13 protein-coding genes are annotated in these 15,966 nt (G+C 49.3%); 7 read left to right on the top strand and 6 right to left on the bottom strand.

Annotated elements, in window-relative coordinates; translation table 11 throughout:
* Positions 1–26: 26 nt before the first annotated feature.
* A complete protein-coding gene (locus AC0J20_RS09615) occupies positions 27–491 on the top strand; it encodes a (2Fe-2S)-binding protein (RefSeq protein WP_473021503.1) in 465 nt (154 codons plus the stop codon).
* Here AC0J20_RS09615 and AC0J20_RS09610 read toward each other — a convergent pair.
* Positions 488–1,318: a LysR family transcriptional regulator gene (locus AC0J20_RS09610; protein ID WP_473021515.1), complete on the bottom strand. Its 831-nt coding sequence runs from the start codon at positions 1,316–1,318 to the stop codon at positions 488–490. The two genes, AC0J20_RS09615 and AC0J20_RS09610, sit on opposite strands and share 4 nt — an antisense overlap.
* A gap of 129 nt (positions 1,319–1,447) precedes the next feature.
* On the opposite strand from AC0J20_RS09610, the gene AC0J20_RS09605 reads away from it, so the two are divergent.
* The 5 genes from AC0J20_RS09605 to AC0J20_RS09585 all read left to right on the top strand — a co-directional run bounded on the left by AC0J20_RS09605 (position 1,448) and on the right by AC0J20_RS09585 (position 7,446).
* A complete protein-coding gene (locus tag AC0J20_RS09605; RefSeq protein ID WP_229530898.1) occupies positions 1,448–2,638 on the top strand; it encodes an acyl-CoA dehydrogenase in 1,191 nt (396 codons plus the stop codon).
* Between the two features lie 200 nt (positions 2,639–2,838).
* Positions 2,839–5,073, top strand: coding sequence for a dehydrogenase E1 component subunit alpha/beta (locus AC0J20_RS09600; protein WP_473021502.1), 2,235 nt, complete (start codon positions 2,839–2,841; stop codon positions 5,071–5,073).
* Between the two features lies 1 nt (position 5,074).
* Complete coding sequence (locus AC0J20_RS09595) at positions 5,075–6,124, top strand: ACP S-malonyltransferase (protein WP_473021501.1); 1,050 nt, start codon at positions 5,075–5,077, stop codon at positions 6,122–6,124.
* A gap of 249 nt (positions 6,125–6,373) precedes the next feature.
* Positions 6,374–6,778 carry an ExbD/TolR family protein gene (locus AC0J20_RS09590; RefSeq protein WP_229530895.1) on the top strand — a complete coding sequence of 135 codons (405 nt, stop codon included), beginning with the start codon at positions 6,374–6,376 and terminating at the stop codon, positions 6,776–6,778.
* A gap of 146 nt (positions 6,779–6,924) precedes the next feature.
* Positions 6,925–7,446, top strand: a complete 522-nt coding sequence (locus AC0J20_RS09585) for a lipid-binding SYLF domain-containing protein (RefSeq protein ID WP_377306628.1) — start codon at positions 6,925–6,927, stop codon at positions 7,444–7,446.
* A 40-nt stretch (positions 7,447–7,486) separates the two neighbouring features.
* On the opposite strand, the gene AC0J20_RS09580 is transcribed toward AC0J20_RS09585, so the two are convergent.
* Together AC0J20_RS09580 and AC0J20_RS09575 are read right to left on the bottom strand one after the other, a co-directional pair.
* On the bottom strand, positions 7,487–8,572 hold the full coding sequence (locus AC0J20_RS09580; RefSeq protein WP_473021500.1) for a DUF1513 domain-containing protein: 1,086 nt from the start codon (positions 8,570–8,572) through the stop codon (positions 7,487–7,489).
* Between the two features lie 42 nt (positions 8,573–8,614).
* Positions 8,615–9,946: a di-heme oxidoreductase family protein gene (locus AC0J20_RS09575; RefSeq protein ID WP_473021499.1), complete on the bottom strand. Its 1,332-nt coding sequence runs from the start codon at positions 9,944–9,946 to the stop codon at positions 8,615–8,617.
* Between the two features lie 372 nt (positions 9,947–10,318).
* On the opposite strand from AC0J20_RS09575, the gene AC0J20_RS09570 reads away from it, so the two are divergent.
* Positions 10,319–12,460 carry a TonB-dependent siderophore receptor gene (locus AC0J20_RS09570; protein ID WP_473021498.1) on the top strand — a complete coding sequence of 714 codons (2,142 nt, stop codon included), beginning with the start codon at positions 10,319–10,321 and terminating at the stop codon, positions 12,458–12,460.
* 96 nt (positions 12,461–12,556) lie between these two features.
* On the opposite strand, the gene AC0J20_RS09565 is transcribed toward AC0J20_RS09570, so the two are convergent.
* The 3 genes from AC0J20_RS09565 to astA form a co-directional block, all read right to left on the bottom strand.
* A complete protein-coding gene (locus tag AC0J20_RS09565; RefSeq protein ID WP_229530891.1) occupies positions 12,557–13,366 on the bottom strand; it encodes a DUF1338 domain-containing protein in 810 nt (269 codons plus the stop codon).
* A gap of 87 nt (positions 13,367–13,453) precedes the next feature.
* Positions 13,454–14,926 (bottom strand): succinylglutamate-semialdehyde dehydrogenase, encoded by a 1,473-nt coding sequence (gene astD, locus AC0J20_RS09560; RefSeq protein WP_473021497.1) that lies wholly within the window; start codon positions 14,924–14,926, stop codon positions 13,454–13,456.
* A 2-nt stretch (positions 14,927–14,928) separates the two neighbouring features.
* Entirely contained in the window at positions 14,929–15,966 is a 1,038-nt protein-coding gene (gene astA / locus AC0J20_RS09555; RefSeq protein ID WP_229530889.1) for an arginine N-succinyltransferase, read from the bottom strand.

Here is a 15,966-nt window from a genome sequence, read left to right as displayed (position 1 = left end):
GGGCCTCATCATCAGGAGCACATAGCATGATTAAACTCACCATCAATCAACAGGAAATAACCACTCAAGCCGATCCAGAGATGCCTTTATTGTGGTTTTTGCGGGAAGAAGTACAACTCACCGGCACTAAATTTGGCTGTGGTCAGGGACTTTGTGGAGCCTGCACCGTATTGCTGGACGGCGAACCCATACGCAGTTGTTTGCTGCCCTTGGCTCAAGCCAAAGGAAAAACAATAGAAACTATCGAAAACGACAATATCCCGGAATTGCAGGCACTACAGGCGGCCTGGCTGGAACACAGCGTCCCGCAATGCGGCTACTGCCAATCAGGACAACTGATGTCGGCAACCCATTTATTGCAATCCAATAAGGCCCCTGACAACGACGCCATCCACAGCGCCATGTCTGGCAATATCTGCCGTTGCGGCACCTACGAACGCATTGCAAAAGGCATCAATCAAGCGGCTCTGGATTTAGCCAGGGAGATTTAACTCTGCACTATCTCAATCAGGGAGCTGACAATGTCTGAGTTTTGCTGCCAGGCCAGTACGATGCGCCTGGAAAAAGGTTCGTCGGTGATTTGTCGAAATTGCATTTCAGTTTCATTGGCAATCTCTTTGTAATTAGGTAGTAATGCACAGCCAACGCCAGCTTTAACCAGGCCGATGGCGTATTCGATGGTCTGAATTCTGGCCCGGACATCCAGTTTCAGACCCGCGGCATTGAGTTTATTTTGCAGTGCCAAGCCACCTTCACAGGGCATGCGCTGAATAAATGCCAGACCATCAAGATCCGCTAAATTCAGGCGACTTTTCAGGGTCAGCGGATGCCCTGCCGGAATGGCTATCTGAAACGCTTCCTGCCACATAAATTGCATTTGCTCCCGATTTTGCAGCATGGTTTCATTAATAATGCGGGCATCACAATCTTCTTCCGGTGGCACTAAGGTCAATTCAATGTCTGGGTTTTCACTGGTGAACTTTTGCAGTATACGGCTCATCCGCTGTACGCCAAGACCACGCACTACGCCCAGTCGAAAGGGCAACTTTTGTCGCCCGGTTTTAAACAACTCCTCGATGGCATTGGCCTGCCCCAACAGCTGTTTAGCCAATGGATACAACTGCTCTGCTGCCTCGGTGGCTTTCATGCCGCGGGTATGGCGACTAAACAACGACTTACCCACGGTTTCTTCCAGCTGTTTTAGCGATGAAGAAATCGAAGGCTGTGCCACATAACAACGCCTTGCCGCGCCGCTAATACTGCCGGTTTCTTTAACCGCCACAAAATAACGCAATGCTCTGAGATCCAATTTTCCCACCAATGACTTGTCTTAATCAGCTATAGATTTTACCTATATCAAACCTCAATAAAATATATTTTTTATTTATCTTGTTTTAAGCTTACACTAGGCTCCATTAACAATTTGCTTACATCGCCGAGAGATTCAATGAGTTCTGCCTCAACCAAAGTTGCATTTAATTGGGAAGATCCCTTGTTGCTAGAGTCTTTTCTGGAAGAAGACGAACGTCTGATCCGAGACAGCGCCCACCAATATTGTCAGGAGCGCCTGATGCCCAGAGTGTTGGAGGCCAACCGCCACGAACACTTTGATCGTGACATCATGAACGAACTCGGTGAACTAGGACTGTTAGGTTGTACTCTCCCGGAAAAATACGGTTGCGCTGAAGTAAATCACGTCGCCTATGGATTGATTGCTCGTGAAGTCGAGCGCGTCGACTCTGGTTATCGCAGCGCCATGAGCGTGCAATCTTCTCTGGTTATGTATCCTATCTATACCTACGGCTCCGAAGCCCAACGAGACAAATATCTGCCTAAGCTGGCCAGTGGCGAATGGGTGGGCTGTTTTGGATTAACTGAACCCAATTCAGGTTCTGATCCCGCCAGCATGGCGACCCGCGCTGAAAAAGTTGACGGTGGTTATCGTCTGACGGGGACGAAAATGTGGATCACCAACTCCCCTATCGCTGATGTCTTTGTGGTTTGGGGCAAACTGGACGGTGTAGTACGAGGCTTTATCCTGGACAAAGGCATGGAAGGCCTGTCAGCACCTAAAATCGAAGGCAAGTTTTCATTAAGGGCTTCCATCACGGGTGAAATCGTAATGGACAACGTGTTTGTCCCGGAAGAAAACCTGATGCCCAATGTACAGGGTATCAAAGGACCATTTGGCTGCCTGAACAAAGCCCGTTACGGTATCGCCTGGGGCGCATTAGGAGCCGCAGAATACTGCTGGTACGCGGCGCGTCAGTACACTCTGGACAGAGAACAGTTTGGTCGACCGTTAGCCGCTACCCAGCTGATTCAGAAAAAACTGGCCGATATGCAAACCGAAATTACGTTGGGCCTAAGCGCCTGTTTGCAAGCCGGACGCTTAATGGATCAAAACAAGCTGGCTCCCGAGGGAATTTCGCTAATCAAGCGTAACTCTTGTGGCAAAGCTTTGGATATTGCCCGGGTCGCCCGTGATATGCATGGCGGTAACGGTATCGCCGATGAGTTTCACGTTATCCGTCATGTAATGAACCTGGAAGCGGTCAATACCTACGAAGGCACCCATGATGTGCACGCCCTGATTTTGGGCAGAGCGCAAACCGGGTTACAGGCATTTTCAGGTTAAAAGTTAAGAACGTCAGGTAATAATAATAATAAATCCTGACCGCTGTGCCCGCCCGGCTCTGCCGGGCAACTCTTTTAAGACTGCGGCACGAGTAAAAATAAAAACAATAAAAAGCAGAACCTATTCTGCACCTAACGACAGAGCCAAGGGGCTTTGCCCCGCAGGCTCAACCATTTTTATCCACATAATGAGCCTATAGCATGTTGGATCGCAATCAGTTAATCGAAGATAAATTTCTCGATGCCGTGAAAAACGGTACCTTCCCTACGCCCCGTTCTCAAACCGATATTGCCAGTTCCGGATTGTCATTCGAAGAACTCATCGATTTGTTTGAAACCCAAATCATGAGCCGTTTACTGGATTTACAGTCCCGTAAAATGCAAAAGGCCGGTAAGAGCTTTTACACTATCGGCAGTGCCGGACACGAAGGCAACGCCGCTTACGGCAAAGCATTCCGTCACGACGATATGGCATTTTTACACTATCGCAGTGGTGCCTTTATGATCCAACGCTCAAAGCAGGTCAAAGGGCAAACCCCGCTGTATGACATGCTACTGTCATTTGCCGCCTCCTGTGAAGATCCGACATCCGGTGGACGCCATAAAGTATTGGGCAGCAAAAGTCTGTTTATTCCACCGCAAACCAGCACCATCGCCTCACACCTGCCCAAAGCCGCCGGCGCCGCTTTCAGCGTAGCCCTAAAAAGAAAGCTGCAACTGGATGGAGCCTTACAAGACGATGGGGTAATTTTGTGTAATTTCGGCGATGCGTCAGCCAACCACTCCACAGCGCAAGGAGCCATCAATGCCACTTGCTGGGCGGCATTCCAGTCGATTCCTATGCCCATTGTGTTTGTTTGCGAAGATAACGGCATTGGAATTTCCACCCCGACTCCAGGTGGCTGGATAAAGGCAAATTTTGCCCATCGACCAGAACTGACCTATATCGAATGCGACGGTCTGAGCTTAACTGATACCTACCTGAAAGCCTGTCAGGCAGTCAAAATCGCCCGACAAAAACGCAAACCAGTATTCTTGCATTTCCACACTGTCCGGCTGTTAGGTCACGCCGGTTCCGATAGTGAATTCTCCTATCGCAAAGGCGCGGAAATTGATGCTATAGAACATCAGGACCCCTTATTACACAGTGCCCGGCTGCTGATGGAAAACAATATCCTGACGGCTGAGCAAATCACTCAGCTGTATCTGTCCCTGAAACAACGCATAGCCGCCATCGCGGATATTGCCGGTGATCGCCCAAGGCTGACCTCCGCCGAGCAGGTACTTAAATCGCTGATCCCAGCGAAGCGAAACACACCAGAATTTAAGCAAACTATGGCACGTGAACAGCTGTTTGCCCATGAAAAACACAATCTGAGTAAAAAACAGCACCTGGCGAAAATCATCAACTGGACCCTGATGGATCTGATGAATGAGCAGGACAATATTGTGCTCTGTGGTGAAGACATAGGTCGCAAAGGCGGTGTGTACAGCGTCACCAGCAAACTGGTGGAAAAATTTAGTAACTCCCGGGTTATCAACACCTTACTGGATGAACAATCTATTTTAGGACTGGCCATTGGCATGGCCCACAATGGTATTTTGCCTATTCCTGAAATTCAGTTTTTAGCCTATGTGCACAATGCTGAAGATCAGATCCGTGGCGAAGCCGCCACCTTACCTTTCTTTTCTGATGGTCAGTTTAGCAATCCAATGGTGATCCGTATTGCCGGTCTGGCCTATCAAAAAGGGTTTGGCGGTCATTTCCACAACGATAACTCCTTTGCTGTATTCCGCGATATTCCGGGGCTCATTGTTGCTTGCCCGTCGAACGGTGAAGATGCCGCATTTATGCTCCGGGAATCAGTACGCCTGGCTCAGGAAGAGCAACGGGTGGTGATTTTCCTGGAACCCATCGCCATGTATATGCGCAAAGACTTACATGAAGAAGGCGATGGCTTGTGGACCTTTGAATATCCGGCCCCGGAAACCCCAAATCCCATCTCCCTGGGCACACCTGGCGTTTTTGGTAAAGGCAAACAACTGGCCATCATCAGCTACGGTAACGGCTACTACCTGTCCCGTCAGGCAGAAAAACAACTGGCGGAACAAGGCATCGACTGTCGCGTAATAGACATTCGCTGGCTGGCACCCCTGAACGAAGCGGGCATTATCGATGCCGTTAAAGAGTGTGAACACATTCTGGTAGTGGATGAATGCCGTAAAACCGGGTCTATCAGCGAAGCGATAGTGACAGCGCTGCACGAAGCGAAAGAGCAACATAACATTACCGACAAAATAGCGCGGATTGCGGCTGAAGATAGCTTTATTCCGCTGGGCAGCGCCTCTTATGAGGTTTTGCCCGATACCCAGGGTATCGTTACTGCCGCACAAAACCTGCTCAACAAAAACAATCCACTGAAACAAGTGTCCTGATATGTCGCAAACACAGAAAAAACGTGCCCTGGTGATTTGCCCGGGCCGCGGAACCTATAACAAAGAAGAATTGGGCTACCTGGCTAACTATCACGCTGATAAGCAAGCCATGATAGACACTATTGATGCTGATCGAAAAAACCGGAATCAAACTCCGATTCGTGAACTGGACAGCGCCAAAAAATACAATATGCGCCTGCACACCGCAGGCGAGAATGCCTCGTCATTGATATATGCCTGTTCTCGTGGTGACTTTCAGGATATTAACCGGGATAAATACGATATCGTTGCGGTTACCGGTAATTCCATGGGGTGGTATATCGCTTGCGCAGTTGCCGGAGCCTTAAACCATGGCAACGCTGCAAAGGTCATCAATACCATGGGGTCCATGATGACTGATGGCCTGATTGGCGGCCAGGTAATTTATCCCATAGTGGACGATAACTGGAAATTCAGCCCAGAGCGATTTGACCAGGTGCAGACCGCATTACAGCAGGTCAATCAGCAACCGGATTGCCAACTTTATGAATCCATCCGTCTGGGCGGTTACAGGGTGTTTGGCGGCAATGAAGCGGCCTTAAAAGCCTTGATGACGAATTTGCCTGAACTGGAAAACCGCTATCCAATGCGTTTATTTAACCACGCGGCATTCCACACGCCTTTGCTGGATGAGATAGCAATAAAAGGGCAACAGCAATTACCAGAATCACTGTTTTCTGCCCCCGCCATCCCCATGGTGGATGGCGAAGGTCAAATCTGGCAGCCACACAGCACCTCTGTTGCCAACTTGTATCAATATACGCTGGGCACCCAGGTTAACTGCACCTATGATTTTAGCAAGGCCATTGAAGTCAGTATTAAAGAGTTTGCGCCAGAGGTGCTTATCATCACAGGTCCGGGCGCAACATTGGGCGGTGCAGTGGCACAAACATTGATAGCCAATAACTGGTTTGGCCTGAGCGATAAAACCAGTTTTATCGAACGACAAAAAACCGATCCTGTGATCTTAGCAATGGGTTTGGCTGCACAGCGGAGTATCGCTGTAAGCTGAGGGTAAATTTTTTAACAAGCGTTGCGACACAGATTGGTTATTATTCCAGCAGGCACCGAAAAATTGTTATAAAACAGTTTATTTTTTGTGGGAAGCATGTATTTTTTAATAGCAGCGAAGCACTTACCAGGCTATAGTTGGAAGTCTCCCGTCACCATAGGGTGGCGAGTAATGTGTCTATAACGATAATGATACCGACACCAAACGTATCGAATGTATTTCCCAAATGAGCGGATACGGAGTATTTAAATGGCTAAGAAGCATAAAACAGTAGAAGACGAAGCAGATATCGACATGACACCCATGTTGGATATTGTATTCATCATGTTGATTTTCTTTATCGTAACAACGTCATTTGCGAAGGAAAAAGGCTTAGAAGTTCAGCGTCCAAAGGACCAGCAACAGCAGCAACAAACCAAATCTGATGCTGTAAGCATTCTGATCACTGAAACCGGTCAGATATACATGAACAACCGTCTGGTTGATATTGAGCGTGTTAACGCCAACATTCAAAACTATCTGGCAGAAGTTGAAACTGACGTTGCCGTGGTTAAAGCCGCCAAAGGTGCACCACACGGTATCGTTGTTAAGGTACTGGACCAGGCCGCAGAAGCGGGCATTGGAACATTATCAGTGGCTGTTGACGAAGGTTAACCGTTAAAGTTTGAGAAGAAGCTCCCAATTGGGAGCTTTTTTTATGCCCTGAATTTATGCCATAACGTAAAATATCAGTGACTAAACAAAAAGGAGTCTCTATGCAGTATCTTCGCCGTTTATTTTTGATGATTGCGATAGTTTCAATGCTGGGTTGTGCCGGCACGTCTTCAGAGGGCACAGTGCAGGAACAGCAGCAACGTGTATTGCAAATGAAAGATCAGGTCTTAACACAGTTATTCGAGGAAAAACCCGATACCCGAAGCCAGGTCAATACGGCTGCCGGTTACGCAGTGTTTTCCAATGCCAACGTCAATGTGATTTTTGTGGCCGCCGGTGGTGGTTATGGTGTCGCTAAGAATATGCGTACCGGAAAACACACCTACATGAATATGGCAGAAGGTGGGGTTGGTCTGGGCTTTGGCGCCAAAGACTATCGCATTGTCATGGTATTCCACAATGAAAAGGCACTTAACCGCTTTATCGAATCAGGCTGGACCTTTGGTGGCAACGCCGATGCAGCCGCCAAGGCCGGAGATAAAGGCGCTTCCGTGGAAGGCGAAGCCTATTATGGTGATGTTACCGTTTATACCTTTACCGAATCGGGTCTTGCTTTACAGGCCACCATTAAAGGTACCAAATTCTGGGTAGATGAAGACTTAAACTGACCCGTCCAAAGCAACCCGCTTCAAAGCGGGTTTTTCTTGCTCAGGCGCTGTACAATGTGGTCATATGATTGTCAAAGCGAATGCCATCCACCTCGCGCGCCAGATAATCTTTACCCGCCTGTTTTAACAGCTGGCCATGGCCTGTTGAAGCAGTTAACTGCTGACCCAACAAACACAATCCCGACACATCCGACATACTGTCGCTGGCGATAAAGCGATGTTCGTCGGCATGCCAGGATTTTAGATATCCGCCCCTGGGACAGGTTACAAACAGCTTTTGATCTTTTACCACAACACTACTGGTATACTGATGCATACTACGCCACTGCTCATCCGGGGCATCGAAGGCGATTAACTGGTCTTCGCCCTGGTGCGCGTACACCAAAGGCACAATATCCTGTTCTGGTCCCTGATACTGTACGCCAATGAATACCTTGCCATCTTCCCTGACATCGAGATGCCGCATACTCAACTGATGATTTTGCGGATGATAACTGGCCATCAATTTTCCGCTGCCGATATCCAGATAACTGAGGTTTGGCGCCATCGTATCCAGGTTTAACTTAACGCGTTGATAATCAGGGTGAGTTTGTATACCACCATTGCCTATTGCCAGTGTTTTACCATCAGGCAAAAAGGCGATGTCGTGGGGACCAATACCGCCGGAATCAAATCGCTCCAGCACCTGCAGGTTGTGTAAATCCCGCACCACAATCACACCCCGGCCATCAGAGAACCGGTTCTCAGTGGTATACAGGTATTGGTTATCAGGCGAAAGACAGGCGTGACCATAAAAGTGCGTGTCCGGCTCACTGGTGATCTGTCGACTAATCACGCTGTTGTTAAAATCCACTTCCACCAGATAACGGTCCGGGCGACGTGCAACCACCAACGCATGTCCCGGTTTGTGGGGTAATGCCAGTACTTCATGGCCTCGTTGCGGCAATTGCACCTTACTGAGTAACTCCCCGGCAAGGTTGACCGCTACCGCATAATAATTCCCGATATAATCGGAAGAGGCACTTGCCAGTACCACGTCAGATGTCTGACTGAACCGGCTGCAGCCTGGTAACAGCCCACTCAATGACAGCGCGCCGGCATAGCTCAAAAAATCTCGTCGCAGCAATTCACTTCTCCTGATTGATAGTTGTATTGAACACTGACACCCTTAAATCGAATTTAGAAAACGGATAAGTGCCTGTCGCTCATCGATACGCAGTGCAATAAAGCGTTGTTTACTTCGCTCAGCCTCTCCACCATGCCAAAGTATTGCCTCCACCAGACTGGTGGCTCGCCCGTCATGCAGGTAGGCCTGCTGTTGTCCATACTGAGATCTCAGCCCGATTCCCCATAGTGGCGGAGTGCGCCATTCAGTGCCTGTGGCTGAATGTTCCCGCACGCCATCAGCCAACAGCGCCCCCATATCGTGCAATGCCAGGTCAGTGTATGGCCAGATAGTCTGTCCTGCCAGCGCAGTAACCGGATAGCCGGGATCAGTCCGGTAACTCGGTGTATGGCAGCTGGCACATCCTGACTGATAAAAACTCTGCCGCCCTTTAAGAAACACCTCACTTTGCGTATTACGAGCCGGAGGCACCGCCATAAATGCTGAAAAATTCAGCACCAGGTTCAGCAGCTTATCGGGGATTTCCACTGACTCGTGCCCCCCTGATTTGGCCAGTTTCTGGCAATCTTGCTGGTACTCAGTACAGACCTCATTGGGAAACAGCGTACTGGTGATACCAATATCATCCCGAAAGGCAGCAGCAATCTGTTGTTTTAAATTGGGATGTTTCGCTTTTAAGCCCAGACGTCCCAATGCCAACTCGCCGGTAGCTGCATCAGGCACACGGTTATAGCGCCCGGAAATACCATCCCCGTTGCTATCCTGCGCATCTTCCTGGGCTAACAAATCAACATCTGAAATGGCATCCAGTAACCCCAGACCATATATCACAGGTGCCAGCCGTGGTGACAGGCCAATACCTTCGGCCAGCTCACCATAAGCCAGATCCACCAACTGGTATTGCGGCTGCCTCAGTGGATAGTCAACACCATCTATCTGATAGCGCGCCACTTCCAGATAGCTGAGGCTTAATTTTCCCTCGGGTTGCAGCGGGGCCGCCATGTTGCTATGGGACAGCGTGATGGCACGTGATTGCAGCTGCCCACCGTAATTTGGCTCTGTTAATGGTGCTGAATCCTTTTCTGGCCCAAGGCGCAATACCAGCGCCGATGGCTTACTGATCCCCTCAATAGCGACATCCCCCCGACCTCCGGCAGTGTGACAACTAATGCAGGAACGGGTATTAAACAGGGGCCCCAGGCCATCCCGGTCGGTTGTGGAGCTGGGCGCAATGACCCAGGGATCCCGAAACAAAGAAAAGCCGGTCCAGTAATCCAGCTTCTGAGCATTATTTAAATTCTGCCCCGGAACGATATAGGTTCGCTCTGATAATCGGCCGGCCGTCATACCACCGCCGGGCTGCGCTTCACGCATATCGTAATCCGGCACGGGCGCAGGGACACACCCAAAGAGAGCCAGGTTCGTGAAAGCCCACAAAATGACGGGGAAATGACGGTTCAAATCTGCTCCGGGTAGTATCAGGATTCTGAGTTTGGTTTGTCTGCCGATCCGGCAATGATGTGCAAGCCAGCACATAACCAGAGATTGATATCAGCTGCAGTAAATATTATTGATTCTTATTTACATTATAATGCGGCTCATTGCGATGTCCAGTGCTGTGACTGAGTGTTGCTTGTGCCAGGAAACGATGACTTAGACCAACATTGTTATAAAAACCCCTCGACACACCGTATTGATAACCATTATCATTCGCGTCAGAACAATACAGCAACACAAGGCCATTTTATGAACACATTTAAGCGAAATCTCTGTCGTTTGGCGGTAGTTTCCGCACTTTTACCGATAGTTTCCAACGCACAACAAAATGAACAGGCAGCACCCGCTTCTCAGGATGACAACGTCAGAGAAAAGATCTTCGAGCATATAGAAGTTACAGGTAGTCGCTTAGATCAGGCAACCACGGCAACAGGATTGCCACTGACCTTGCGTGAAACGCCACAGTCTATCTCCATTATTGATAGCACCCTGATAGATAGTTTTGCTCTGGATACCGTCGCGGACGTGATGCAATTTGCGCCCGGTATCCAGGCACAACAGGCAGAAACAGACCGCTATTTCTTCCGTTCTCGTGGCCGGGATGTCACCAACTTCCAGTTAGACGGTGTACCCATCGCCTACAACAGCTTTTTCAGTGAAGCGCTGGCAGACTCTATTTTGTTTGACCGGGTTGAAGTGGTGCGCGGGGCCACCGGCCTGCTAACAGGCGCCGGTGAACCTTCAGCGGCCATCAACTTAATTCGCAAACGTCCCAAAATGGATAACACTGGCTATGCCAGTCTGGAAATCGGTTCATGGAGTAACGTCAGACTGGAAGCAGATCACTCGCAATTACTCAGCGATGACGGCAATGTCAGAGCCAGAGTGGCAATAGCCCATGAACAAGGCGACAGTTATGTACGTTTATCAGAAAAAGACAATACCCAGGTCTATGCCGTAGTCGCCGCAGATATCACTGACCAAACCCGGATCACTGCAGGCGCAGATTACAGTGAGCGCAACCCCAAAGGCAGTATGTGGGGCGCCTTGCCACTATTCTATTCAGACGGCACACAAACCGACGACTTACCCGTGGAAACAACCACCGCATCACCATGGAACAGCTGGGCCCGTGAAGGTATGAACGCCTTTATCAAACTGGAACACGCCTTTGACAACAACTGGAACTTGCAGGCCGATATTGAGCAAAGAGAAGATGATATGAATGGCTACCTGCTGTATTTTTCCGGGTTTCCCAGTCGCGAAACCGGTGAGGGATTTAGTGCATCTCCCAATAATTATGTATCAGACAGAGAGCAGACCTCGGTGAGACTATTACTGTCTGGTCCCTTTACACTGTTTGGCCGTGAGCACCAGCTAACCGCGGGCCTGTTACACGCCAAACAGGATGTTGATGCAAGCTCATACGGTACGGCCGATGCCATAGTGATCCCCAGTATCTTCAACTGGGGTCAGGGAGTGCCTGAATTAAACTTTGGTGATACTCCTAATTATTCCACCACTGAATCCCACACCCAGCAGGGTGTTTACGCTGCCGCAAAGCTGAGCCTGACAGACAAGCTGACAGCCATCATAGGTAACCGGATCACCAACTACGAGTACGATGCCGCATCGCCCTGGGCGAGTAGTAAGTATGATAATGACCATGTAAATACCCCTTATGCGGGCCTGGTATATGCGATCAATCGTTATATTTCAGTGTACGGCAGCTACACAGAAATTTTCCAGCCGCAGGAAGCGCGCAACGCCAACAATGAACTTATTGGTCCGGTAGAAGGTACGAACCTCGAACTAGGCATTAAAGGGGACTTTTTCAATGACATGCTCAGTGCCAGTGTCGCAGTGTATGAAGTCGAAGAAGACAATCTGGCCATTTCAGATCCCAATAATACCGAACCACTACCCGGCACAACAATCTTCCCGTCGATAGCTGTGAAAGGAGCGAAAACCACGGGCTTTGAAGTGGAACTAAACGGGCATATTACTGAGCAACTTAACGTTTTACTGAGCTATACCTACAATGATGCAGAAGACGTGGATGGCAGTAACTTTGCCCCCTTCTTACCGAAATCCATGATAAAAACCAGTGCCCTGTACTCACTGTCAGACGCGTTCACCTTTGGCATTAACGCCAACTGGCAAAGCAAAACAGAAAATCCTGGCGCAGGTCCCAATGGCGAGACATTTACACAAGACAGCTACACCGTCGTCAATCTGATGGCCAGTTATCAATTGACTCCTGCCTGGGTGCTATCGGCAAATATTAACAATGTATTTGACGAAAAGTACTTTTCCAGTATCGATTTCTACAATCAGGGATTTTTTGGCGCTCCAAGAAATGCCCAGGCAAGCATTCGCTACAGTTGGTAATTAAGACCGGGATAGGGAAATGAAACTGAAGTAGCTCCGCCGGGAGCTACTTCTATTTTTTACACTGACGTGCAAACTACGTCATACTGAATCTGATTAACTGTCCAGCTTACGGGCGTTAGTACTTTCAAAGATCTTATCCGCAGAAGCCGCTACAAATCCCTGATATAACTGACCGTTGGGCATGGGGTAACGCTGTGCGAATTCATAAAAGCAGCTGGGGATAACGCGCTCAATGTCGCTGAATTTCACTGCGGCCTTATCCGCCATTGTGGAAGATTGTGCTAAAAACACTTCTTCACCACCTTTAATTTCGCCACCAGAGGTATTCAGCTCGAAACCCGCTTCTTTCAGGGTTTCATTGATAGCGGTAAGCTGGCTCAGTCTATCCAGGTGATTGGAGCTTACGGTAAAGTGGTTGGCACGGAAACCCCAGGCCGCCATCCAGGCCGCGTATTCCGACTCCTGCAACAGGGCGTCGTACTGCTCGCTGCTGATTTGCCAGTGTACGCCTGAATAGACAAAACCTTCCGCACTGACGGCTGCCGAATCTATCTGCGCCACCATGTCTTGCACCGTTGCCTGTAACTCAGCAGAAAACTCTTCTACCAGCAGTTCACTGATAAACACTTTTGGGCGGTTGGCTTCAGGGTGTTCAAAATGCTTAGCACGCAGTTTCTTTTCTTCAAACTGATACTGGCCTTTTTCAACATAACCAAGCTCTGTGAAATGAGCCGAGATCTTGTCCAGGTTCACTTTCTCAAGATTGAAGGTACGCAGGGCGATATGATCATTGATAATTTCACCGTGCATGCCCAGCAGATCGTGGATCTTGTGAGCAGAAGGCGTGATATTAATATAGTCTTGCCACAAATTGGCAAACAGGGAATCGAGTTTCGTATTCATAGATTTTCTTACTTCAAACAACCAGAAAATGCCCATCGCCTAAGCGATGAGCATGAATGTAATTAAAGGTGATTTTAAATCAGAGATTTAGAATTTGAGACCTGGACTTAGCGTACCAGGCATAGCCACTTTTTCTAACTCTACTGATGCCACCGGATACGCGCAATAATCTGCGGCATAATAGGCGCTGGCGCGATGATTACCACTTTCACCAATTCCACCAAACGGCGCAGCACTGCTGGCACCAGTAATTGGACGGTTCCAGTTAACAATGCCGGCTCTGATGCGGCTGAAGAAATGCTGATAATCCGCTTCGCTATCCGCTAACAAACCCGCAGACAACCCAAATGCCGTATTGTTGGCCTGATCGATAGCGGTATCGAAATCGTCGTAACGCACCACTTTCAAAAGCGGACCAAAATGTTCTTCATCCGGCATAGTATCGATGATGTTTGTCACATCAATAATACCAGGTGTGACAAAGCCGCTTTCGGTGTCGGTATGGGTCAGTTCCACCAGCGAGCTGGCGCCCAGGTCTAATAACGACTGTTGCGCCTGCACCATCAAACTGGCGGCATGAGCAGATACCATGGCACCCATAAAAGGCTGCTCCTGGGCATCATAATGGCCGACACTGATATTGCGGGTAACTTCGATAAGGCGCGCCAGAATTGCATCACCCTGCTCACCTTTTGCTAAAAACAGCTTACGGGCACAGGTACAGCGTTGACCGCTGGTGATAAACGCAGATTGCACTATGTCGTGTACAGCGGCATCAATGTCAGCCACATCCTTAACGATAAGCGGGTTATTGCCGCCCATTTCCAGTGCCAGTATTTTACCAGGATGGCCGGCGAATTGTTCGTGTAATAACTTGCCGGTTCTGGAGCTACCGGTAAAGAACAAACCGTCAATACCGGCGTGAGAAGCCAGAGCTTTGCCGGTTTCAACATGCCCTTGTACCAGGTTTAAAACGCCTGCCGGTAATCCCGCCTGCTGCCATAGCTTGACGGTTTCTTCCGCTACCATTGGAGTTAAATCACTGGGCTTAAATACCACAGTATTCCCCGCTAACAGCGCAGGAATAATGTGGCCATTAGGCAGGTGCCCCGGGAAGTTGTAAGGGCCAAATACCGCCACAACACCGTGTGGCTTATGGCGAATAAAGGCCTTACCCACAGGCATGGCGTTTTCCACAGTACCGGTACGTTCGTTGTAAGCGCGAATCGAAATCGCGGCTTTACCGATCATGGCACCCACTTCAGTGGCAGTTTCCCACTCGGGTTTACCGGTTTCTTTGGCAATCACTTTCGCCAGATGTGCTTTGTGTTCACCTAACAGTGCGGCGAATTTTTCAATAATGGCTACGCGCTCATCAAAGCTGACCTGCTGCCAGCTTTGAAAGGCTTCTCTGGCCGCAGCTACAGCGCTATCAACCTGAGCGGCACTGGCAGCACTTCCCTGCCAGATTTGTTGTTTTTTGGCAGGATCAACGGAATTCACCCCGTGTCCTTCACCGGCAACCCACTGGCCACCAATGTAATGAATCTGTTCAGACATAATTATCCTCCTAAATGGATCGGAGCGAAACGAATGGCCTCACCGGCGCTCAGGTTCAGTGCGCCCGCTGCTTGCGGAGCAATGCGCGCCACCTGCCTTTCTTCGTCTACCTTGACGCAAGCCATAACGCCGCGGAACTCCTGCACCCGGGTATTGATGACAAAGTGCGTGTCCTTCGCGTCTTCCAGTGCAGCGTCTATTTCAATCGGCAAATTGCGACTGGCCTGTGCGGTGCGAATGTAATTTACATTCGCCTCGACGGTCGGGCCACCGTCAAAGATATCGACGTAACCGCCTTTGCTAAACCCTTCACTCATCAGCAAGTTCAGGGCGGGTTTGGTTTTTTCGTGCACCTGACCGATCACCGCCTGCGCTTCGGCGCTGAGCAAATTGACGTAGATGGGGTACTTTGGCATCAGTTCTGCGATAAACACCTTTTGACCTATGCCAGTGAGGTAATCCGCTGTGGGAAAATCCATGGAAAAAAAGTGTTCTTCCAGCCACTGCCAGAAGGGTGAGCTACCGTTTTCATCACTGACACCACGCATCTCTGCAATAATAGTGTCAGAGAAGCGATGACGATGCTCAGCAATAAACAGAAAGCGGAATTTAGACAGAAATCTGCCGTTGGCGCCTTGTCTGGCTTCTTCGCGTAAAAACAGGGTACATATCTCTGACGCACCGGTGTAATCGTTACACAGAGTCAGAGTCCCTACTTCGTTGCGAATGCCTAATTCGCGGGAAGCGTGTACCACTTTACCCAAATGGTAGCAGTAAAAGGTATTGTCCATACCTACCGCGGCTTCAATGCCACTGGTCCCCAGTACACGCTTGGTTTGTGCATCTTCCATCACAAACAGATAATCCTCAACACCAGGCTTTGAAACGTCTTTTTTGGCAAAAGACGCTTCGGCATGGGCGATTCTCTTGCGTAAAATTTCCTCGTTAACAGGCAAAGACGTAAAGCCAATGCCTGACTCGTTGGCAATCTCATAGAGCGCCTGATAATCATCTGCTGCGATTGGACGAATAATCACCAT

It is taken from the genome of Planctobacterium sp. R6 (genome assembly GCF_055755215.1).
The sequence above is the reverse complement of the archived record's forward strand: the minus strand, read 5'-3'. Positions and strand labels throughout refer to the sequence as shown.